General features: G+C 40.7%; 15 protein-coding genes. 6 read left to right on the forward strand and 9 right to left on the reverse strand.

Annotation, left to right across the window (positions count from 1 at the left end; all coding sequences use genetic code 11):
- Nucleotides 1–354 precede the first annotated feature (354 nt).
- Together gyrB and B9Y87_RS02160 are read left to right on the forward strand one after the other, a co-directional pair.
- The gene (gyrB, locus tag B9Y87_RS02155) at nt 355–2,316 is read left to right on the forward strand and encodes a DNA topoisomerase (ATP-hydrolyzing) subunit B (protein ID WP_085495732.1); all 1,962 of its coding nucleotides are present in this window, start codon (nt 355–357) and stop codon (nt 2,314–2,316) included.
- A gap of 73 nt (nt 2,317–2,389) precedes the next feature.
- The gene (locus B9Y87_RS02160; protein WP_085495733.1) at nt 2,390–3,400 is read left to right on the forward strand and encodes a DUF6588 family protein; all 1,011 of its coding nucleotides are present in this window, start codon (nt 2,390–2,392) and stop codon (nt 3,398–3,400) included.
- 16 nt (nt 3,401–3,416) lie between these two features.
- On the opposite strand, the gene B9Y87_RS02165 is transcribed toward B9Y87_RS02160, so the two are convergent.
- On the reverse strand, nt 3,417–3,791 hold the full coding sequence (locus B9Y87_RS02165; RefSeq protein ID WP_085495735.1) for a hypothetical protein: 375 nt from the start codon (nt 3,789–3,791) through the stop codon (nt 3,417–3,419).
- A gap of 297 nt (nt 3,792–4,088) precedes the next feature.
- Between B9Y87_RS02165 and mdh the strand changes: the two genes are divergently transcribed.
- Nucleotides 4,089–5,015: a malate dehydrogenase gene (gene mdh / locus B9Y87_RS02170; RefSeq protein WP_085495737.1), complete on the forward strand. Its 927-nt coding sequence runs from the start codon at nt 4,089–4,091 to the stop codon at nt 5,013–5,015.
- Between the two features lie 172 nt (nt 5,016–5,187).
- Nucleotides 5,188–8,151 carry a protein translocase subunit SecDF gene (gene secDF / locus B9Y87_RS02175; RefSeq protein WP_085495739.1) on the forward strand — a complete coding sequence of 988 codons (2,964 nt, stop codon included), beginning with the start codon at nt 5,188–5,190 and terminating at the stop codon, nt 8,149–8,151.
- Nucleotides 8,152–8,199: 48 nt separating this feature from the next.
- Here the strand turns inward: secDF and B9Y87_RS02180 are convergent, their stop codons facing one another.
- The 7 genes from B9Y87_RS02180 to folE all read right to left on the reverse strand — a co-directional run bounded on the left by B9Y87_RS02180 (nt 8,200) and on the right by folE (nt 16,041).
- The gene (locus B9Y87_RS02180) at nt 8,200–9,447 is read right to left on the reverse strand and encodes an ATP-binding cassette domain-containing protein (protein ID WP_085495741.1); all 1,248 of its coding nucleotides are present in this window, start codon (nt 9,445–9,447) and stop codon (nt 8,200–8,202) included.
- 67 nt (nt 9,448–9,514) lie between these two features.
- Nucleotides 9,515–11,740: a carbohydrate binding family 9 domain-containing protein gene (locus B9Y87_RS02185; RefSeq protein ID WP_085496619.1), complete on the reverse strand. Its 2,226-nt coding sequence runs from the start codon at nt 11,738–11,740 to the stop codon at nt 9,515–9,517.
- A 69-nt stretch (nt 11,741–11,809) separates the two neighbouring features.
- Nucleotides 11,810–12,301 (reverse strand): DUF192 domain-containing protein, encoded by a 492-nt coding sequence (locus tag B9Y87_RS02190; RefSeq protein WP_085495743.1) that lies wholly within the window; start codon nt 12,299–12,301, stop codon nt 11,810–11,812.
- 47 nt (nt 12,302–12,348) lie between these two features.
- Complete coding sequence (lgt, locus tag B9Y87_RS02195; protein ID WP_085495746.1) at nt 12,349–13,314, reverse strand: prolipoprotein diacylglyceryl transferase; 966 nt, start codon at nt 13,312–13,314, stop codon at nt 12,349–12,351.
- Between the two features lie 178 nt (nt 13,315–13,492).
- A complete protein-coding gene (gene yidD, locus B9Y87_RS02200) occupies nt 13,493–13,714 on the reverse strand; it encodes a membrane protein insertion efficiency factor YidD (protein ID WP_085495748.1) in 222 nt (73 codons plus the stop codon).
- A gap of 149 nt (nt 13,715–13,863) precedes the next feature.
- Entirely contained in the window at nt 13,864–15,345 is a 1,482-nt protein-coding gene (cysS, locus tag B9Y87_RS02205; protein WP_085495750.1) for a cysteine--tRNA ligase, read from the reverse strand.
- A 15-nt stretch (nt 15,346–15,360) separates the two neighbouring features.
- Complete coding sequence (gene folE / locus B9Y87_RS02210; RefSeq protein WP_031442780.1) at nt 15,361–16,041, reverse strand: GTP cyclohydrolase I FolE; 681 nt, start codon at nt 16,039–16,041, stop codon at nt 15,361–15,363.
- A gap of 136 nt (nt 16,042–16,177) precedes the next feature.
- Here folE and B9Y87_RS02215 point away from each other — a divergent pair, with 136 nt between their 5' ends.
- On the forward strand, nt 16,178–17,983 hold the full coding sequence (locus B9Y87_RS02215; protein ID WP_085495752.1) for a T9SS type B sorting domain-containing protein: 1,806 nt from the start codon (nt 16,178–16,180) through the stop codon (nt 17,981–17,983).
- Nucleotides 17,984–18,146: 163 nt separating this feature from the next.
- Nucleotides 18,147–19,562 carry a T9SS type B sorting domain-containing protein gene (locus B9Y87_RS02220; RefSeq protein ID WP_085495754.1) on the forward strand — a complete coding sequence of 472 codons (1,416 nt, stop codon included), beginning with the start codon at nt 18,147–18,149 and terminating at the stop codon, nt 19,560–19,562.
- A 72-nt stretch (nt 19,563–19,634) separates the two neighbouring features.
- Here B9Y87_RS02220 and B9Y87_RS02225 read toward each other — a convergent pair whose 3' ends face one another.
- On the reverse strand, nt 19,635–21,143 hold the full coding sequence (locus B9Y87_RS02225) for an OmpP1/FadL family transporter (RefSeq protein WP_085495755.1): 1,509 nt from the start codon (nt 21,141–21,143) through the stop codon (nt 19,635–19,637).
- Nucleotides 21,144–21,172 lie beyond the last annotated feature (29 nt).

Below are 21,172 nucleotides of genomic sequence, written 5' to 3' on the forward strand. Positions count from 1 at the left end.
AAATGGGAAAGACCTGATAAAGGGATTATTCAATCTTTTTTTTGAAAGAACAATAATTCAAGTTTCTTTGGTTTGTTGCTCAAGAAATTTTGAAGTTTTTTTTGGAGTAAAGTGAACTTATTTAATTTTAATATGGGCAGACTTAAATAGAGCTATGTTGGATGGGCGGCATCTGTGGAATTGGCAAGTCTGGCCTGGAAAGAACCCACATGGATGTCTATTATATCGATTGGTATTTTTCCACAATTTTTGTTGATAACTTAGTAACTTATATGGGCTATCAACCCTATATTTCATAGGGTATTGCGTATATTTGTAGGATTGCTAAAATTATAATGAAATAAGTATTTATTTATGAGCGAAGAAGCAAATAAAGACGAGCAAAAAAAGAACAATTATTCCGCGGATAGTATCCAGGCTCTTGAGGGTATGGAGCATGTGCGAATGAGGCCTTCCATGTATATAGGTGATGTTGGGGTACGTGGTTTGCATCATTTGGTTTATGAGGTAGTGGATAACTCCATAGATGAGGCCATGGGCGGCCATTGTGATGAGATTAGTGTAACAATAAATGAAGACAATTCCATTACTACCCAGGATAACGGTAGGGGTATCCCCGTTGACCTTCACAAGAAGGAAGGTGTTTCGGCTTTAGAGGTAGTTATGACCAAAATAGGTGCCGGGGGTAAATTTGACAAGGATTCCTATAAGGTATCGGGTGGTTTGCACGGTGTTGGGGTATCATGTGTCAATGCGCTCTCCAAGCACTTGAAAGCTACGGTACATAGGGATGGAAAAATTTGGGAACAGGAGTACAGCAAGGGTAAGGCCCTGTATCCTGTAAAAAGTGTAGGGGAAACGGATAAAAGGGGAACCATTGTTACTTTTACACCGGATGATACCATATTTACACAGACTGTGGAATACAGTTATGAAACCTTGGCGAATAGAATGCGCGAGCTTTCTTTCCTGAACAAAGGTGTTGCCATTACCCTAATGGATAAGAGGCAGAAGGATAAGGACAGTGAAAGTGGCTATGTAACCGAACGCTTCTTCTCCGAAGAAGGCTTAAAGGAGTTTATCAAGTTTTTGGATGGGAATCGCGAACCTCTTATTCGTAGCGTAATTTCCATGGAAGGGGAGAAGAATGATATTCCTGTAGAAGTGGCTATGGTCTACAATACTTCCTATACTGAAAATCTGCATTCCTATGTGAATAACATCAATACCCACGAAGGTGGGACGCATTTGGCTGGATTTAGAAGAGGGTTGACATCCACTTTGAAGAAGTATGCCGATGCCTCGGGGATGTTGGAAAAATTAAAATTCGAGGTTCAGGGAGATGACTTTAGGGAAGGTTTAACGGCCATTATTTCCGTAAAGGTTGCAGAACCACAGTTTGAAGGGCAAACTAAGACCAAATTGGGAAACAGGGAAGTATCTGCGGCGGTAAGTCAGGCAGTATCGGAAATGTTGACCAATTATTTGGAGGAGAATCCAGATGATGCCAAAACCATTGTCCAAAAAGTAATTTTGGCGGCCCAAGCCCGTCATGCGGCGACTAAGGCCCGTGAAATGGTTCAGCGTAAAACAGTGATGAGCATTGGTGGCTTGCCAGGAAAACTATCCGATTGTTCCGAACAGGATCCGGCATTGTGTGAAGTCTTCCTTGTTGAGGGTGATTCTGCGGGAGGTACTGCCAAGCAAGGGCGCGACAGGGCTTTTCAGGCTATTCTTCCATTAAGGGGTAAGATATTGAACGTGGAGAAAGCTATGACCCATAAGGTCTTTGAAAATGAGGAGATCAAAAATATATATACGGCCTTGGGTGTAACCATTGGTACCGAAGACGACAGCAAAGCTTTGAACTTGGATAAATTACGCTATCACAAAGTGGTGATTATGTGTGATGCGGATGTGGATGGTAGTCATATCGAGACCTTGATATTGACCTTTTTCTTTAGATACATGCGTGAATTGATAGAGGGAGGCCACGTTTATATAGCAACTCCGCCGCTTTATTTGGTGAAGAAAGGAAATAAGAAACGATATGCCTGGACCGATAAGGAAAGGGATGAAATTGCAGAAAGTTTTAATGGTAGCGTGGGTATTCAGCGCTATAAAGGTCTTGGAGAAATGAATGCCGAACAATTGTGGGATACTACCATGAATCCGGAATTTAGGACCTTAAGGCAAATAACCATTGATAATGCTACCGAGACCGATAGGGTGTTCTCCATGTTGATGGGCGATGAGGTGCCTCCAAGAAGGGAGTTTATCGAGAAAAATGCGGTCTATGCCAACATTGATGCATAAAAAATAGTGTTTACACAACAAAAACTCGCACCAGTGGTGCGAGTTTTTTAGTTTTAGCAAAAATCTAAGAGTTATGAAGTATTTGTTTTTAACCGGAATTTTGTTTTTCAGTGTAGCAGGTTTTTCGCAAGCCAACGTTAACGAACTGTTTGCCGCAGGTATCAATGATGCGGAAAAATTTTCAGATAGTTATTTCGGCCCGGTCTCCGAGGGCGCTATTTATAGTTTGTCCAATGGATGGTACAACTCTGCCGATTCCAAACCCTTGGGTGGTTTTGAAATATCGATAATTGGAAATATGACTTCCTTTAAAAATAAGGAAGACAAAAAGACTTTTGTTCTTAATACAGCCGATTATGAAAATCTGCAGTTTGTAGATGGAAGCACTTCCAAAGCGGTTTCAACGGCTTTGGGGGATCTTGAGGGGATTGATGTTTTCGTGGAAGGTGAGGTGCTTGGGATAACTACTCGAGAGGAATTTGAATTGCCGACCGGACTTGCGTCAGAAAACATCAACTTTATACCAACAGCCTTTTTACAGTTAAGTGTGGGACTTATAAAGGGGATGGAAGTGAAGGCTAGGTTTTTGCCTAAAATTGATACTGAGGATGTTGCCCTGGGCTTGTACGGCGTTGGGCTTCAATATGACTTTTCTAAATTATTGCCAGCCGATAAAATATTGCCAATTGCGTTGTCGGCAGTGGCAGGGTATACACATTTAAATGCCTCCTACGATTTTACGGACAGTAATATTGTGGATGGTAGCGATCAGCAGATAGAGGTGGATATGAATGTTTTAACAGTTCAGGCCGTGGCCTCCACAAAGCTTCCGGTCATCAATTTTTATGGGGCCATAGGCTATGTTTCCGGAAAATCCACAACAGACGTTTTAGGGACCTACCAGGTGCAGTCCGGACCATTTCAAGAAACCTATGTAGATCCCTTTTCCTTGACTAGAAAGGCAAGCGGAGTCTCAGGAACTCTAGGGGCCAAGTTAAAACTTGGTTTCTTTAGGTTGCATGCCGATTATTCCTTGGCAGAATTTAATAACCTTACTGTAGGGATAAATTTTGGATTTAGATAAATCCAAAATGTACCCTTTATTCCTTAATGGCCAATACATTACCATTAGGATCTGCCAATATGGTTCCGTTGTCGGATTCTGTCATGAGTACAATGTCCTCTTCTTTGTCAAGGCCGGGATAAGAAATAACATATAGGCTATCCTTATGGACCCATTTAAAGTCCGAAATAACCGTTAAGTCTTTGTTGTGATAGGTGTGGTATCTACCTAGGTAGGCGTCATTAAATATCCACTCCTGCCTCACGGTAACCTCTTGCTTTTGGGTGGGGCCTCCATTTGTCTCAATATGGGACCATATCCCAATTACCGGATCGTTGTTCTCTGTTATTCTGGTGCAATTACTGGCCAGTAGGATGCCAATGATCGCAAAGAATGAAAATAATTTCTTCATTTTGTAGGAATTTTCTTAGATTTGGGTACTTACTATTGAACGTACGGTTTCAACTTTCTATTATATTAATTCGACGTATGGAACGGTATTTTAACTTTTTTCGATAAAAGGTCTTTTTATTACGTTCAGTATAAAATTGGATTTTGCTTTATTTGCGGTCACTTTTTTGTAAGCCGGTATAAAAAGTCAAATTCTTATTCTCAAGAAAATTTAGTTGGTTTCTCTAGCTGGGGTGGTATTGTTCTGTTAAAAATCAGTACTTTTGAAAGATAAAATTTAACTTAAAATAACCTTATAATGAAAGTTACCGTTGTTGGAGCAGGTGCTGTTGGCGCAAGTTGTGCAGAGTACATTGCAATAAAGAATTTTGCATCTGAAGTAGTTGTGTTGGATATTAAGGAAGGTTTTGCAGAAGGCAAGGCCATGGATTTAATGCAAACCGCTTCACTGAATGGTTTTGACACCAAAATAACAGGAATTACAAATGATTATAGTAAAACTGCTGGAAGCGATGTAGCTATTATCACTTCCGGTATTCCACGTAAACCGGGAATGACCCGTGAGGAATTGATAGGGATAAATGCAGGGATTGTAAAAACGGTTTCTTCCAGTTTATTGGAGCATTCCCCCAACGTAATATTGATCGTGGTAAGTAATCCAATGGATACCATGACCTATTTGGTACACAAAACTACTGGTTTGCCCAAGAATAGGATTATAGGAATGGGTGGCGCATTAGACAGTGCAAGGTTTAAATATAGGTTGGCAGAGGCATTGGAAGCTCCTATCTCCGATGTAGATGGTATGGTTATCGGAGGTCATAGTGATACAGGTATGGTTCCTCTAACCGCGCATGCCACCAGGAACAGTATTAAAGTATCCGAATTTTTGTCCGAAGAACGCCTTGCCCAAGTATCTGAGGATACCAAAGTGGGAGGAGCTACACTAACCAAGTTATTGGGTACCAGTGCTTGGTATGCGCCAGGTGCTGCCGTTTCTTCTATGGTACAGGCCATTGCCTGCGATCAGAAGAAAATGTTCCCATGTTCTGCCTTTCTGGAAGGAGAGTATGGTCTTAATGATATTTGCATTGGTGTGCCGGTACTTTTAGGAAAAAATGGAATCGAAAAAATTGTAAAAATAGATTTGGCCGAGGCTGAAAAGGCTAAAATGCAGGAAAGCGCAGAAGGTGTTAGAAAAACAAATAGCTTATTGACCCTATAGTTTATTAGGGTTGCCAAATATTTAGGGCATCCGTCCCAATTGTTTCCGAGTACTATCGGAACGGGACGGATGCCCTTATTTTATAAAACTGATAAATATATTGTTAGTTCCTATGGGAAATAATATATTTGCACGCTATTTAAGAATACCATTTTAAATTAATATATAACCAATGCAAAATAAAGGACTTATAAAGCTTTTCGCTTTTTTGTTTGGGCTAGTCAGTATTTATCAGCTATCCTATACATTTATTACCAATAAAGTAGAAAAGGATGCAACTGTCTTTGCTACCAATAAAATTTCAGAATCCGAAGAGGATTACCTTGCAAAAAGGGAAGCGCTGGAAGCAAGATATTTAGATTCTATAGGAGGGAATTCCATTTTAGGGTTTACCAATTATGACGAAGCCAAGAAAAAGGAACTTAATAAGGGTCTGGATTTAAAAGGTGGGATAAATGTTACCCTTCAAATATCTGTAAAGGATATTTTAAAAGGCCTTGCCAATAATACCAAGAATCCGGTTTTCAACAAGGCATTGGCCGATGCGGATGCCGCTTCTAAAAATAGTGATGCTACTTATATAGACCTGTTCTTTGAATCTTTTGATAAAATAAAGGGGGATACCAAATTGGCCTCTCCGGATATCTTTGCAAACAAAGGTTTGAGCGATGTCATTAATTTTCAAATGACCGATGATCAGGTAAAACCAATTATAAGAACTAAGATTGATGAATCCATTGTATCGGCTTTTGAAGTACTTCGTGAGCGTATTGATGGGTTTGGTGTTACCCAGCCGAATATTCAACGAGAAGGTAATTCTGGTCGAATTTTGGTAGAATTGCCTGGTGCAAGGGATATAGGACGTGCTCAGGATTTATTGTCAAGTACGGCGCAATTGGAATTTTGGGAAACTTATAAACAGAGTAACCCGAGTTTAAGTACCTTTTTGCAAGCTGCCAACGAGAAGTTAAAAACTTTGGTAGAGGTTGAAAAACCGGAAGAAGTGGTTAAGCCAGAATCTGAATTGGATTCTTTGTTGTCTGATGTTGCTCAGGATTCATTGGATTTTTCCCAAGAGGTAAATCCACTCTTTAGTCTGCTTATCCCAGCAAATCCTAACGGAAATGCCTTGGTAAGTGCAGCTATTCAGGATACGGCTAAAATTGGGGAATACCTTAGAATGAAGGAAATCCGCAGATTGATACCAGCGGATATTCAGTTTGTCAAGTTTGTTTGGGAACGTCCAACTGAAGGTTCCGAAATAGTGGATTTATATGCCTTAAAATCCAACAGGGACAATACACCTAGAATTAGTGGGGATGTTGTTTCCGATGCTTCGGATACTTTTGATCAATATAACAAGCCTGCGGTTACCATGACCATGAATACCAAAGGTGCAAAGGAATGGGAAAAATTAACAGGGGATGCCTTTAATAATCAGACCGGTATCGCTATCGTGTTGGATAATAAGGTGTATACTGCACCTGGCGTTTCTTCCGGGCCTATATCCGGTGGTCGTTCAGAGATTACGGGTACTTTTACCATTAACGAAACCAAGGATATTGCCAACGTACTAAGGGCGGGTAAACTGCCTGCTTCAGCGGAAATTATTCAATCGGAAATTGTAGGACCTTCCTTAGGCCAGGAAGCTATCAATAGTGGTTTCTTCTCCTTTATGATCGCCATGGCCATTGTATTGGTATGGATGGTATTTTACTATGGAAAAGCAGGAATTTTTGCCGATATCGCCCTTCTATTGAACATCTTGTTGATCTTTGGGGTATTGGTAAGTTTAAATGCGGTACTTACCCTTCCGGGAATAGCAGGTATTGTATTGACCATTGGTATGTCCGTGGATGCGAACGTACTTATTTTTGAACGTATTAAGGAAGAATTGGCAAAAGGAAAGGGACAGAGCCAAGCAATTGCGGATGGTTTTGGAAATGCTCTTTCTTCTATCTTGGATGCCAACATTACTACCGGTTTAACGGCCTTGATACTATTTGTATTTGGTTCTGGTCCTATTAAAGGGTTTGCGACCACTTTATTGATCGGTATAGTTACCTCTTTGTTTACGGCTATATTCATCACCAGACTTTTGGTTGATTGGTATGTAAGTGGAAAAGGCAGAAAATTGGATTTCTCTACGGCCATGACCAAGAACCTGTTCAAGAATATCAATATCGATTTCTTGGCCAAAAGAAAGATTGCTTACATAGCTTCTTCCATTTTGGTGGCAATAGGGCTATTCTCATTATTTACCCAAGGTTTACAACAAGGTGTCGATTTTGTTGGAGGACGTTCTTATACTGTAAGATTTGAGAAGATGGTAAACCCGTCTGAAATCGCTTCGGAATTGAATACAGTTTTTGGAAGTGGTACCAATGTTAAAACATATGGTGAGGCCAATCAAATAAAAATCACAACTCCTTATAAAGTGGATGTTGAAGGAATTGAGGTGGATAATGAAATACAGAATAAACTGTATGCTTCCCTTCAAAAGTATTTGCCGGACGGTACCAGTTTTGAAGACTTTACTATAGGTAGTGGTGAAAAATCCATAGGAATCCTACAATCTGTAAAAGTGGGTCCAACCATTGCGGATGATATTAAAAAGAATGCTTTCTTGGCCATTATTGGTTCTTTGGCGGTAGTCTTCCTTTATATCTTATTTAGGTTCCGTAAATGGCAGTTTTCTTTGGGTGCAGTGGCAGCCGTATTCCATGATATATTAATTGTTTTGGGTGTGTTCTCCATATTTGGAAAGTTGATGCCTTTTAATATGGAAATCGACCAAGCCTTTATCGCGGCAATACTTACGGTTATTGGTTACTCCTTGAACGATACCGTGGTAGTTTTTGACCGTATTAGGGAGATTATAGCGGAAAAGGGATGGAAAGCAGGAGAGAATACCAATTTGGCCCTGAACAGTACCTTAAGTAGAACCTTGAATACATCTATGACTACTTTGGTAGTGTTATTGGCCATATTCATATTTGGCGGCGAATCCCTAAGAGGTTTTATGTTTGCTATGATCATAGGTATCATTGTAGGTACTTATTCTTCTTTGTTCATTGCAACTCCAGTAATGTTCGATACATTGAAGAAGAAAACTCAATTAGGTAAGGAAGAGTAGAATTCTCTAACTTAATATAAAAAAAGGCCGCTGATCAGCGGCCTTTTTTTATATTATTTTTCCATGGGATCCTTCGGGTGATGCTTGTAGCTCGTAGATAAATTGGGGTTCCAATCCTGGTTCCTTCCTATGGGATACAAAGACAATGGCCGACTTGCTTTCCTTGGCAATTTTATTGACAAGGGATATAAAAAGCGCTGCACTTTCATCATCCAGCCCAGCGGTAGGTTCATCCAATATTAAAAGGGGTGGATGTTTTATCATGGCCCTAGCGGTCATCACCATACGCTGTTGCCCTGCAGATAGGTCCGCGAATAGAACGTCCCTTAGGTGCCACATATCCAGTATAATCAGCCATTCCTTGGCCAAGGCCTTCTGGTTTTCCGTAGCCCTTAGATAGAGTCCAACAGAATCGTTCATCCCGGAAATGACCATATTAAGACAGGAGTGTAGGCCCGAAAATTTATCGGTCATAGCTGGGGTGTAGTATCCAATCCTTTTCTTGATGTCCCAAACGCTTTCCCCGCTGCCTTTGCGTTGACCAAAAAGGTACAGTTGCTGTCCGTAGCCTTTATGATTGTCGCCCGTAATCATGGATAGTAGTGTTGATTTCCCACTACCGTTCGGACCTATAAGCTGCCAAAACTCCCCTTTTTTGATGGTCCAATTAATTTTGTCCAGCACTCTTTTATCCCCATATATTACGCTTATGTCCTTGCAGTCTATTAAAACGGATTCTTCATAGTCGGTGGGAGTTATGGGTTTAGGGATTCTTCCGGTAAAGGAAGTATTTAGGGAAGGGTTATCTTTTTTAGTTACTTGGGGTCCGCTGGTCAATGGGCTTATTGTGGTTCCTTCCAGAATCATCTCTTGGGTTATAAAAGGCAAAATATCCGCTTTTCTACTTATGAGCTGGATGATAAAGGTGTTTTTTGAAATATGGTCAAGAGAGGCTTTTAAGTCCTTTTGGGCATCCTTATCCAAATTGTCGAAGGGATTATCCAAAACAATATAATCGGGCTTTAGGTGAAAGATATATTTCAATAGCGCCTTTTTTTGTTCCCCGCTAGACATTGTCTTGAGCAATTGCTGTGAATTTTTATTGATAATCTGGATGCCGTGTCTTTCCTCTTCGTCTATAAACTGGTTTAGGGTTATTTTGGAAAATAGGGCTCCTTCCATATTCTCGAGGGCCTCAAATCCCTTCGGTAGGGGTCCTTCCAATACATGTTTTATGAACTGGTCCTTTTGTGAGTTGTTATTGATAAATACGGCCCAGTGTATGCTTTTTTTCATGGTTAATGGCATTTTATACAAGTCAAAGGAAAATATATGATCAATTTCGTTTTTATAATTTTCGGACTTATTTATTGAACCAATAGGTGAATTTCAATGTCAAAGCCCAATTTCTTCCTTCCAGAGGTTCAATAAGGTAGTTGTTACTGTATACCAAAAATAAGTCGGACGCCGGTTTATAGCGCCATTGAAATCGCGAATTTAGATTAAAGTTTTTGGATTGCTCATTGTATTGGAACAAGGTGGCAAAGAATAATTTGTTGGTAAAGGTTATATCGACCTCAGAGCCAATTAGCCAAAATTCGGTGTTGTTCCACGGAGCTGGTAGATTGATATTGTTATAACTTAAATTACTGCTTAGACTTACAAATGGTTGAAAGCGATAGCCCAACTCACTGATGAGGCTTGTTCTGTTGCCATCCAGATAGTATCCTCCAAAACGTCCGCCAATGGAGTAGGTAAACATACTTTGGGGTTTGGAAATGAAATCGATGGTATAGGCGTTCCAATGGTGCTGGGTTCCAATATCCAATAATTCCTTGCCCGATCTTGTAGGGTCAAAAGGCGATAATAGTTCCACATATTCATCGGTTACCCCTAGGTTTAATTTGGAACGGTCCCGAAAGTCAAATAGGTATTCCATAAGGTTGATGTTATCCGTATGCTCCAATCTTTCATTAAAGAAATAACTTGTGCTGAATTTAGGACCATGACTCAAAATGGTGCTTTTTTTGGGAAAGAATAGATGACCTATATAGGAAGTGACGTTTACATAGCCATTTCTTGGTACAAAACCAACTTCGGCAGTATAATCGTCCTCCACCGATTCTTCCTGTATTTTCCAATTCCATTTACGGCTTTTATATTCCAAATGGGCCGCTTGGGAAATACCGTTGCCATTCTTTTTGGGAGCGAAGGACTTTAGTAAAAAAGCCTTCCCCGTCCACTGGTTATTGGCGGAGGCCAAATTATATTCCAAACCCACATTTCTATTAAATTTTGGAAAAACTGTTCTAAGGGAATCCGTATCCTGTGGGTAATTAAAAGATTCCTTGTTTACAAACATAAGGCCAATGCTAGACCTTGCAAATACTTTTCTTTGTAATGAGAGCACCCCAAAATTTTGACTGGGCAGCCCAGTTTCATCTATGCTTGCCGTTTGCATATCCATAAGGCCTAAACGCCATTTTTTATTGAGGTTCCCACTAACCCTTGCACCAGCTCTTATGGGTACGCCCAATCCTATTCTCCTGGAGAAAAAGGGACGTATGGTGGCATAACCAAAGTTGGCAAAGAGATCTCCGTTCTCCAGAAAGAATTGTCTTTTTTCTGGAAAAAAAAGTTCAAATCGGTCTAGGTTGGTTACCTGTCTATCTACTTCTACCTGGGAGAAATCCGGATTTACCGTCAAGTCTAGATTTAAAGAAGTACTAAGACTAAACTTGACATCGCCTCCAATTTTTTTGTCATACTGGGTATCCGTGTTGTTTTCCAGATCCTCACTTATACCGCCCAATACATATGGTATAATGGAAAAATTTGTTTTTGGGGAAGGAGGAGGGGAATCCCAGACCAAAGTTCCGGTATAGGCCAGTGAAGCAGTGGGGAATTGTCGGGGAATGGGTGTCCAACTCGATTTTTCGCCCGATTTTAAATCCAGTCGGCTGAAGTTAATGCCCCATTCGGTAACTCCGTCTTCATAACGTATGGATTTGAAGGGGATGGCCATTTCAAAGACCCATTTTTCTTCGTCACTTGTTACGGCGGATATCCATTTGCTGTCCCAATTGAGGTCTACGCTGCCTCCACTGTGCATGGTACCGTCCCATTGTGCACCTGCTGCGTTGGAGCCAAATGAATAACCCGTGGTTTGATTGTTGAATGGGTCTAGGAACAATAAAAAATTGTCATTTTTTCCAAAACTAAAATCGCGTCGTAATGATTCTACGTAGTATGGGCCTTTGGTGGCGTTGTAGAAAGTAGCTAAAAGGTATAGATTATTTTCATCGTAGGTCATTCGGATTTCAGAAGGTTCATTCGCCATTCCGGTATCCATAGGCAGTACCATATAGAAGTTGGATGCCACATCCGTGTCTTGCCAGGCCATATCGTTCCCGATCCCATCTATTTCTATTGTGGCAGTAGTCTTGTGGATATTTAATTGAAAGGACTGATTTTTTTTCTGAGCCGCTAGGGGTATTGCCAAAACAAGGGCTAAAAGAGTTAGGGGTACTTTTTTATAAGCTGACAAGGGAATGGTCTTTTTGTTGGTTGAACGTACTAAAATAGGCATTTTATAAGGATCTGAACCATATGGCATGCCTTACTTTCAACCACCCTATTCATATATCTTAGTCGCCGATCAAGGTGTTTTCTGGTAGACAATGGAATCCCCAACGGCCAAAGTCCATTTGTCCGCTAAACCGGCATTTACTTCAAGTACATATTTTACGGGAACTTTGGAAGGTAAACTGTTTTCCTTAAAAGGTTGTGCATTCTTTTGAAAACTGGCTATTTTCATCTGGTCGTCCACAAAGATGAGGTCTAAGGGAAATTCGGTGTTTTTCATATAAAAGTAATGCATGGCAACATCGTCAAAGACAAACAGCATTCCTTGGTTTGGTTCCATAGAACTACGGTACATAAGTCCGGTTTCCCTTTCGTAGTCGGTATCCGCTATCTCAATTTCCAGAGTGGTTAAAAGGGAATCCGATTCTTTTTTCAGTATGCGGAGATCTCCTTCTTTTTTAAAGGTGACAGGAGCTGTTTTTATAGCTTTTTTGGGTTCCTCCTTGCAGGAAAGCTGCATGACAAAACAAACAGCAATAAGTAGACAGATTTTACAATTTCCCATTTTACAATTTCTGTTTGGTGTAGGTACCTTTAATCTTTCCTAGCAGACTATTTTGAGATACCCGATTTTGGTCTAAGGATATAATAGAATCCAACTAAAATAAATGGTATGCTCAACCATTGGCCGGTGGATAACAAGCCCAGTGATTCTTCAAATCCACCCTGACTTTTCTTTACGTATTCCACAAAGAAGCGTACCGTCCATAAAAGCACTAGGAATACCCCGAAAAGATACCCCAGTTTATCCTTTTTGTCGGTTTTCCAATAGAGATAATATAAAATGGCAAATACAAAAATATAACAGAACCCTTCGTACAGTTGCGCTGGATGCCTATAGGGAATAGCCTCCAGGTATTCGGCAAAACGAGGGTCTTTTTCAATTAGGTTATAGGCGGCATTTACCGTTTTTTCTTTAGTGATGGATAATGCTTTGTATGCAGGCATGTCGTCGGAATCGCGTACAAACCTAGTGGCCAAGGCAAAAGTTTTTTCCACAGATTTGCCATTGATCTCGGAATTGAAGAAATTCCCCAATCGAACACAAAAAGCACCAATGGATACTGGAATAACAATGCGGTCTAGAATCCATAGAATTTTAAATTCAGGATATTTTCTGGTGTAAAGGTACATGCCAATGATAATTCCTATGGCCGCTCCGTGACTTGCGAGACCGGTAAATCCTGTAAACTCGTAACCATTAATAAATCCGAAAAGGGTGCTTTCCGCACTTTCCCTAATGGGAAGCAAAATTTCCAATAAGTGGTTTTGGTAATACGGCCAATCATAGAAAAATACATGGCCCAATCTTGCCCCTAACATGGTGGCCAAAACGGTGTAAATAAAAAGGGAGTCCAGCTGCTCCAGGGATTTTTTTTCTTTTAGAAATATTTTCTTCATGAGATACCAGCCCAATGCGAAAGCGATTATCCATAGAAGATTGTAATATTTTATTTGTATTACCCCAATTTTAAAAAGGGTATCGGCGGGATTCCAAGTAAAGCCTAAAAAGTACATCTACGATTTTTTAAGCGACTAAGATAAGTAAATACTGTAAAGAATAGGGGACGGAAATGGGTTAATTTGAATATCTCGTCAGGAATATATTTGGAAAAGTAATGTTGCTTCCTTATGCAATTATTACCAAACTGACTTTAAAAATGCTTATTGCTACAGAAATCCGGGAACAAACAAGTTATGGCACCGGGTCGTAACCGCTTCCTCCCCAAGGGTGGCAGCTAAAAATTCTTTTTAGGGCCAGCCAGCCTCCTTTGAACAGGCCATGTTTTTGAAGGGCTTCCAAAGTGTATTGTGAACAGGTGGGGGAGTATCGGCATGTGGCCGGGGTAAGAGGGGAAATAAAATTTTGGTAAAACTTCACCAATAGTACAAATGGGCCAATTAATATTTTTTTCATCTATTCAAAATATTATAGTGATCTAAAAAGGAACTATAGAAATATTTTCCACATAGATTCCATGCTACACTTGGGTACTAAGGTTTTATTTTTTTTGGTTGATGGGTTAAAAGTCTATTTTATGCATGCCCATTTCCATATGGCCCAAATTAGCTGAGACTAAAGGTGGTGCCATCTTTTCCATCATTCAACTGAATGCCCATCGCTGCCAATTGGTCCCTTATTTTGTCCGATGTGGAGAAATCCTTATTGGCCCGTGCCTCATTTCGCAACTGTATCAGAAGACCAACAACGCTATTCAATTTATCGGAATTAAGCATGGCACTATTTTGATTTTCAAGGCCTAATATATCAAAAGCAAAACTGTGCATGGTCTCAATAAAAAGTTCCTTGTCCTTTTGGGTTATGGTTTCCTTGCCCTCTTTTATCAAATTGATGCGTTTCACGGCTTCAAACAAATTGGCCGTTAGCATTGGGGTATTGAAATCATCGTTCATGGCATCGTAACCCTTCTGTTTCCACTCCTCCACATTAAAGCTGGACGAGGAACTGGTGGTTAGTTTTTCCATACTGTCAATGGCATCCATCAATTTTTGAAACCCTTTTTCGGATGCGGAAAGGGCTTCATCGCTTAGGTCCAAGATGCTGGTGTAATGGGCCTGCATCATAAAAAAGCGCACCACAGATGGTGTATAGGGTTTGCTTAGAATGTTATTCTCCCCAGAAAACATTTCATTCGGCAAGATGTTGTTGCCTGTAGATTTGGCCATTTTTTTGCCGTTTAAGGTCAGCATATTGGCATGCAACCAATATTTTACCGGCGCATGTCCATTACAGGCTTCGGCCTGGGCTATTTCACATTCATGATGTGGGAATTTTAGGTCCATACCGCCACCATGTATGTCAAAAGTTTCACCCAGATACTTGGTGCTCATAGCTGTACATTCCAGGTGCCAACCGGGAAAACCATCGCCCCAAGGAGAAGGCCACCGCATTATATGCTGGGCTTCCGCTTTTTTCCATAGTGCAAAGTCCTGGGGATTCTTTTTTTCGTCCTGTGCGGCCAATTCACGGGTATTGGCAATCATATCCTCCAATTTTCTCCCACTTAATTTACCGTACTCATGGGTCTCGTTGAATTTTTCAACATCAAAATAAACAGAACCGTTAATTTCGTAAGCATATCCTTTTTCCAGAATATTCTTTATGATTTCAATTTGCTCAATAATGTGTCCGGTAGCGGTAGGTTCAATACTTGGAGGCAAGAAATTGAATTTTTGTAGTATGCTGTGAAAATCCAGGGTATACTGTTGTACCACCTCCATGGGCTCCAGTTGTTCCAACCGTGCTTTCTTGGCAATTTTATCCTCACCGTCTTCCGCATCGTTTTCCAAATGCCCGGCGTCCGTAATATTCCGGACATATCTCACCTTATACCCCAGATGTTTTAAATACCTGAAGATCATGTCGAAAGACATGAAGGTTCGGCAATTGCCCAAGTGTACATTGCTGTAAACGGTGGGTCCACAGACGTACATGCCCACGTGGCCCTCGCTTAAAGGTTCAAAAACTTCTTTTTCTCCCGTAAGGGAATTGTAAACTTTTAATTTTTGAGTTTGGTACAAAGACATTATTAAGCGGGACAATTAAAATTTAGTATCGATGTTTATATAGTCCAAAAATTCTCTTCTTACGGCCTCTTCCTTAAATTTTCCGCCGTATTCTGCTGTTACGGTGCTACTTTCAATATCGCGTATGCCTCGGGAATTTACACATAAATGTTTGGCGTCTATAACACAGGCAACATCTTCGGTGCCTAAAACCTGTTGCAGTTCCCTTACGATCTGAATGTTTAAACGTTCCTGAACCTGAGGTCTTTTGGCGTAATAATCCACAATCCTGTTCATTTTGGAGAGGCCAACAACGGTGCCCTTGGATATATAGGCCACGTGGGCTTTCCCCACAATAGGTAATAAATGATGCTCACAGGTAGAATACAGGGTGATGTTTTTTTCTACCAACATTTCTCCGTACTTGTATTTATTGTCAAAGGTGGATGATTTTGGTCTTTTTTTGGGATTTAGGCCTCCAAAAATTTCTTGAACAAACATTTTGGCCACTCTGTTTGGCGTTCCCTTTAAGCTATCATCATCAAGGTCAAGGCCTAAAGTCAGCATTATTTCATTTACACTGCCTCTTATGCGTTCTATTTTTTCTTCATCACTTAGCACAAATGCATCCTTACGTAAAGGTGTGTCCTCAGCAGCGGAAACGTGATCGTCCCCTAACTCTTCAAAATGCTTTTCCAATGCGTTGTCGATTTTCATTTAAAATTGCTTTTTAAGGCAGCAAAGATATACATTAAATGCCACTTAATACCATATTTACCTCCCTACACAACATAAATTAGTGTTAACTAAACTTGGGTGTTACTTTTGAAATTCCCAAATTTTATAGGTATTCATGAACAGGTTGGTCGTCGTTTTTGGAATTATTTGGTGTCTCTGCAGTACTGTGGCCGTGGCCCAAGTGGCTCCGGATTGTTCCAATGCAGTGCCTATTTGTAACAATACTCCTGTCAATGGGGGTACCAATGGCTATGGTGCGGATGATTTTAAAGGTGCCAATAAATCCGGTTGTTTGGAAAAAACACTTTCCGGGGCAATAGAGTCCAATGCTGCTTGGTATAGGTTTAGGACAGGGGCCTCAGGACAATTGGGATTTAATATTGGTTTCGATTCCAACGAAGATTGGGACTTTGCCCTTTATAAAGCCAGTGATTGCAATTCCCTGGGCGACCCGGTACGATGTAATTTTTTTGATAATAGGGATGCCAATAGTTTTATTGGAGTAGGGATGGACCCACAAGGGGCTACGGATAATGTTCAATATGAAGAGTGGTTGGAGGTTTTGCCCGGTGAGGACTACTACTTATTGGTAAATAACTTTAGTAACGTTAATTCGGGATTTTCCATACAGTTTACGGGTCAAATTTTTGTTACCAACCCTTATGATGCGTTGGATTGTGCAATAATCAACAATCTTTTGGGGCCTCCAATTACGGCATGTAACAATGAAAGCATTGTTTTGGATGCCACTACCGCCGATGTGGTAAGTTACACTTGGTATAAGGATGTAGGCAATGGGTATACCCAAATTCCTGGTGAGGTTTCCGCTACCTTAAATGTGCTGGAAGCTGCTTTTTACCGTGTGGAAGTAATAACCCAGTCCCAGAATAATATTATTAGTGATGTACAAGTGGGGTTTTCCCAGGCGCCTATAACTTCCCCTGTTGGTGATGAACACCTTTGCCTGGATGCGGAATATTTTTATTTAAGTGATAAGGATCAAATGGCGTTGGGCGGACAATCTGCGAACGAGGTAATCATATCCTATCATACGAGTTTGACCGATGCGGAGGCTGGGATAAATGCCTTGCCTTTGGAATATGGATTGCAGGCAGGGCAGCAGCAGATATATATTAGGGCCACCTCTGTACAGAATCCAAGATGCTATGATGCTTCTGAAGATTTTACATTAACGGTCCATCAACCTTTGACCCCCAGCTTTCCTTTGGAGGTTTTTCTTTGTGAAGGTGAACCCAGTGCTGTGATAGGCGAGACGGCCCCTGATCCAGAATATAATTACCTTTGGAGTACTGGCGAGACAACTTCTAATATTACCGTTTCCCAAGGCGGGGAATATTCATTATCGATAACCGATAAGTTGGGTGTTTCAGCTTGCGAAAATGACTTTATGATTACCGTCTATGCCTCCAATACACCGCATATAAAGGAGGTGGTAATAGAAGATCTGCAAGACAACAATACCATTACGATAATTCCCGACAGGGAGGGTGACTTTGAATATAGATTGGATAACGGGGCATATCAAGCAGATGCTAAGTTTTATAATGTACTTCCGGGTAGGCACACTGTTACCTTAAACGATCTGAACGGCTGCGGAACCGCTACGGAAACCATTGTTGTAGTAGGGTTTCCCAAGTTTTTTACCCCCAATGGCGACGGGGTTAACGATATTTGGAACATTGTAGGAATGTCCAGTTTGGACGAACCTATTTTGACGGTCTATAACAGGTACGGAAAGTTGCTTAAACAACTGTCCCCAAATAGTATGGGTTGGGATGGCACCTATAATGGCGTTGCACAGCCCTCGGACGATTATTGGTTTAAGCTTAGTTTTAAGGATCAGGACGGACAACGTATTGTGGCCAAGTACATTAATAACCATTTTTCCCTAAAGCGTTAAGGATAGACGGGGTATGCAATGTACTTAAACCCTATTCTTCTAATCTTTTAATCTACAAGGTATTTGTCTTCTAAATTTTGTGATAAATGTACCTCCTGTTATACTAAATCATTTTCATAAGAGTTATTATACTTGATTTAAGTATGTATTAGCCTCAATTTCTATGCGGTCACTTATCTGTTCTATTTGCGTTATGTTGCTGTTTGTGAGCAATATGATTGCACAAAATTCACCTGATTGTAGGAGCGCCATACCTGTTTGTGCAGATGCGCCCATTATGGGAACTGCGGACGGCGGGGGTATCGATGATTTTGATCCGGATACGGTTCGCCAGACAGGTTGTCTTGAAAAAGGAAGTAATATTTCTGCCAATATAGAAAATAATACCTCATGGTATGTGTTCAGGGCGGGGACGGACGGACAGGTGGGCTTTGATATAGAAGCTTTGCCTGTTAGTGGCAGTACCATTACGGCGGAATGGGATTTTGCGGTATACGGACCGGATGTGGACTGTTTAGGTATAGGAACCGGAAGTATTGAGCCCATTAGGTGTAATTACGAAACCAATAACACCCGTTTTACGGGAATAGGAATAAATCCTGAAAATGGGGATGTAGGCGCTCCTTTTTTAAAGCAAAGCCAAAATACCTATGACGAATGGTTGGATGTTAGAGAGGGTGAAATCTATTATATTCTCATTAATAACTGGAACACCAATTTTGATGATGAAGCGGAATCCTTTGTGTTGACCTTTACCGGTAGATCGGTTGATGCCGATCAGGATAACGCATTGGATTGTACCTTAAGGGACGAATTTTTGGGATTGGATATCATTGCCTGTGAAGGTGATCCGGACATTACCCTTTCCGCATTTAATTCTCCCGTAGGTCCAGATATAGCAAGTGTGGAATGGACTGTGGATTATGAGGATGATGGTGTAATTGATGCCACCTTGCCAGGATCCGGACCGTCCAATGCCGAATTGGTGGTGAGCAGCCCCAATTCCGGAAGATATTTTGTTTTGATTACCAATAGTTTTGGACAGGAAGTAAGGGATGATATATTGATTACGTATTTTGGAACACCAGTTTTGCAGGAAGTTATCGTTAGGGATGATATTTCCGACAACAATATTGTAGAGATAGTGGTGGCCAACCCGGACGGTAATTATGAGTATGCCATAAATGGTGGGCAATTTCAGGATGACCCTGTTTTTAATAATGTACCACCTGGGGTAAATACAGTGATAATCAATGATAAAAATGGTTGTGGAACTACAGAGCCTATAGAGTTCTTGGTAGTGGGGTATCCTAAGTTCTTTACACCCAATGCCGACGGTATCCATGACCGATGGAATGTTTATGGAATCTCTACCTTGATAGATCCCGTGGTATTTATATTTGATCGTTACGGCAAACTCCTTAAACAGATTGATGAAACCACAATAGGGTGGGACGGTACCTTTAACGGCAGGCCGATGCCTTCATCGGACTACTGGTTTAGGATGGACTATTCACGGGACGAAAACGGAATCATTGTGGCGCGCTCTGTTAGGACCCATTTTACTTTGAAGCGTTAGGGCGGCGATATATTTTAAAATAAAAAAGACGGGGCTTGCCCGTCTTTTTTATTTCTAGTATATTTTCTTCCTTTAAAAATTCAAGGTGTAGCCCAAACTTATTACAGAGTTTTTATTGGTTATACTGGCCGGCGTTGGAAGGCCAACATCAAACAGTTGCTTGCTAATGTCCTGGGTGGAATAGTTGTAGGAAAGGTCTAGCCTACTTCCACCAAAATTATAACCTATACCGCCAGAATAGCCATTTAGATCACCTATAGTATTGCCACTGGCGTACGGACTCTGTTCAAACCTATATCCAGCCCTTAAACTTAGGGCTTCAATACGGTACTCACCACCTAATCTAAAAGTGGAAACGGCACTTAATTTGTCGGAGATGAATTCATTTTCCGAGGCAAAACTAGGGTCTGAACCTGGTCTTAATTCCGCTTTTGACATGTCTTGATAGCTATAGTCAAAACTCAATAGGCCATCCTTGCCAAATATCATAGCCAAACTTCCCGTTAATTTTCCAGGTATTTTAATGGTGTAATCCTCGTATACATTTATAATATTAAAATTGATAAATGAAATATCGCTATCGGCTAGATCCGAATATATTCTTTGAGAGGTTTCATCTGATAAATTGTACCAGGTTGGAGATTGATAGCTACCGCCTATTCTGAAATTTTCGTTTAATTTTCCAATGGCTCCCAAGCTAAAGGAAAATCCATTTCCCTGGGTCCTAAGCAAATTGTCGAAGGTAATATTCTGTATTTCCGATTCGGCATTAAAGCCCCTTTCGGAGAGTTGGGTGAGCTTGTCCAGGAGTATGCTGTGAATGTTAATGGAAGCTCCCAAATACAAGTTGTCACCGTACTGTGAGGCCAAGTTGGCAGTAAATTTACTATTGTAACCTGTAGTGCTCTGAGAGTAATCTTGGTTAACGGTATTGTATATTGCATTGGAGATATAATCGGTATTATTATCGTCCGAAAAATCTACTGGGTCAATTATTCCTCCGTAATATCCCAAAAATGCTTGCTGGTCCACAAACCCTAAAGTAGCTCCTATATCCAGATAGGCTTCTTCTATAAATTCGCCGTCCTGTATTAGAAGCGGTCCAAAGGGTACCCCATTGGCCAAATCCAAAAAGTAATTGTCTATCCCCTGATCACTATTGCCGGAAACCAAAAGGTCATCGTCAAAATTTTTGACCAGATCGTAATTAAATGCCAATGCAATTTTTCTCCACGGAGAATTGTTGCTGGTGCTTTTAAATACGAAAACACCGCCAACTTGATTAAGATCCAATGAATTTAAGGAGGTGTTGCGGCTACCGTTGAAATAGCGGGAATCGTTTTTAATATTGTAATTGGATCCTGTTAAGGATAACAGGCTGTTGTTGAAAACGGCCGAACCTGCTGGGTTTACGTTTAAGGCGGACAAATCTCCACCCAATGCGCCAAATGCTCCATTTAATCCTTGAAAACGTGCTGTTCCGTAAGTGCCCTCTCCACTAAGTCTTAAAACATCATTGATATTCTGGGCGCTGGCAAATGCACATACCAATAGCAGAATGAAAGTGTAATTCCTTTTCATTTTAATTAATTTAGAAAGTTTTTATTGAA

The sequence above is a fragment of the Arenibacter troitsensis genome (genome assembly GCF_900177645.1).
Classification (GTDB): Bacteria; Bacteroidota; Bacteroidia; order Flavobacteriales; family Flavobacteriaceae; genus Arenibacter; species Arenibacter troitsensis.

What these genes read in the sequence shown, in the direction of transcription:
- B9Y87_RS02180 (WP_085495741.1), bottom strand. Translation starts at nt 9,447, where the DNA reads ATGAAAAAAAGCATACACTGGGCCGTATTTATCAATAACAACTCACAA.
- B9Y87_RS02220 (WP_085495754.1), top strand. Translation starts at nt 18,147, where the DNA reads ATGCGGTCACTTATCTGTTCTATTTGCGTTATGTTGCTGTTTGTGAGC.
- B9Y87_RS02190 (WP_085495743.1), bottom strand. Translation starts at nt 12,301, where the DNA reads ATGGGAAATTGTAAAATCTGTCTACTTATTGCTGTTTGTTTTGTCATG.
- lgt (WP_085495746.1), bottom strand. Translation starts at nt 13,314, where the DNA reads ATGTACTTTTTAGGCTTTACTTGGAATCCCGCCGATACCCTTTTTAAA.
- yidD (WP_085495748.1), bottom strand. Translation starts at nt 13,714, where the DNA reads ATGAAAAAAATATTAATTGGCCCATTTGTACTATTGGTGAAGTTTTAC.
- B9Y87_RS02160 (WP_085495733.1), top strand. Translation starts at nt 2,390, where the DNA reads ATGAAGTATTTGTTTTTAACCGGAATTTTGTTTTTCAGTGTAGCAGGT.
- gyrB (WP_085495732.1), top strand. Translation starts at nt 355, where the DNA reads ATGAGCGAAGAAGCAAATAAAGACGAGCAAAAAAAGAACAATTATTCC.
- cysS (WP_085495750.1), bottom strand. Translation starts at nt 15,345, where the DNA reads ATGTCTTTGTACCAAACTCAAAAATTAAAAGTTTACAATTCCCTTACG.
- mdh (WP_085495737.1), top strand. Translation starts at nt 4,089, where the DNA reads ATGAAAGTTACCGTTGTTGGAGCAGGTGCTGTTGGCGCAAGTTGTGCA.
- secDF (WP_085495739.1), top strand. Translation starts at nt 5,188, where the DNA reads ATGCAAAATAAAGGACTTATAAAGCTTTTCGCTTTTTTGTTTGGGCTA.
- B9Y87_RS02215 (WP_085495752.1), top strand. Translation starts at nt 16,178, where the DNA reads ATGAACAGGTTGGTCGTCGTTTTTGGAATTATTTGGTGTCTCTGCAGT.
- folE (WP_031442780.1), bottom strand. Translation starts at nt 16,041, where the DNA reads ATGAAAATCGACAACGCATTGGAAAAGCATTTTGAAGAGTTAGGGGAC.
- B9Y87_RS02165 (WP_085495735.1), bottom strand. Translation starts at nt 3,791, where the DNA reads ATGAAGAAATTATTTTCATTCTTTGCGATCATTGGCATCCTACTGGCC.
- B9Y87_RS02225 (WP_085495755.1), bottom strand. Translation starts at nt 21,143, where the DNA reads ATGAAAAGGAATTACACTTTCATTCTGCTATTGGTATGTGCATTTGCC.
- B9Y87_RS02185 (WP_085496619.1), bottom strand. Translation starts at nt 11,740, where the DNA reads ATGCCTATTTTAGTACGTTCAACCAACAAAAAGACCATTCCCTTGTCA.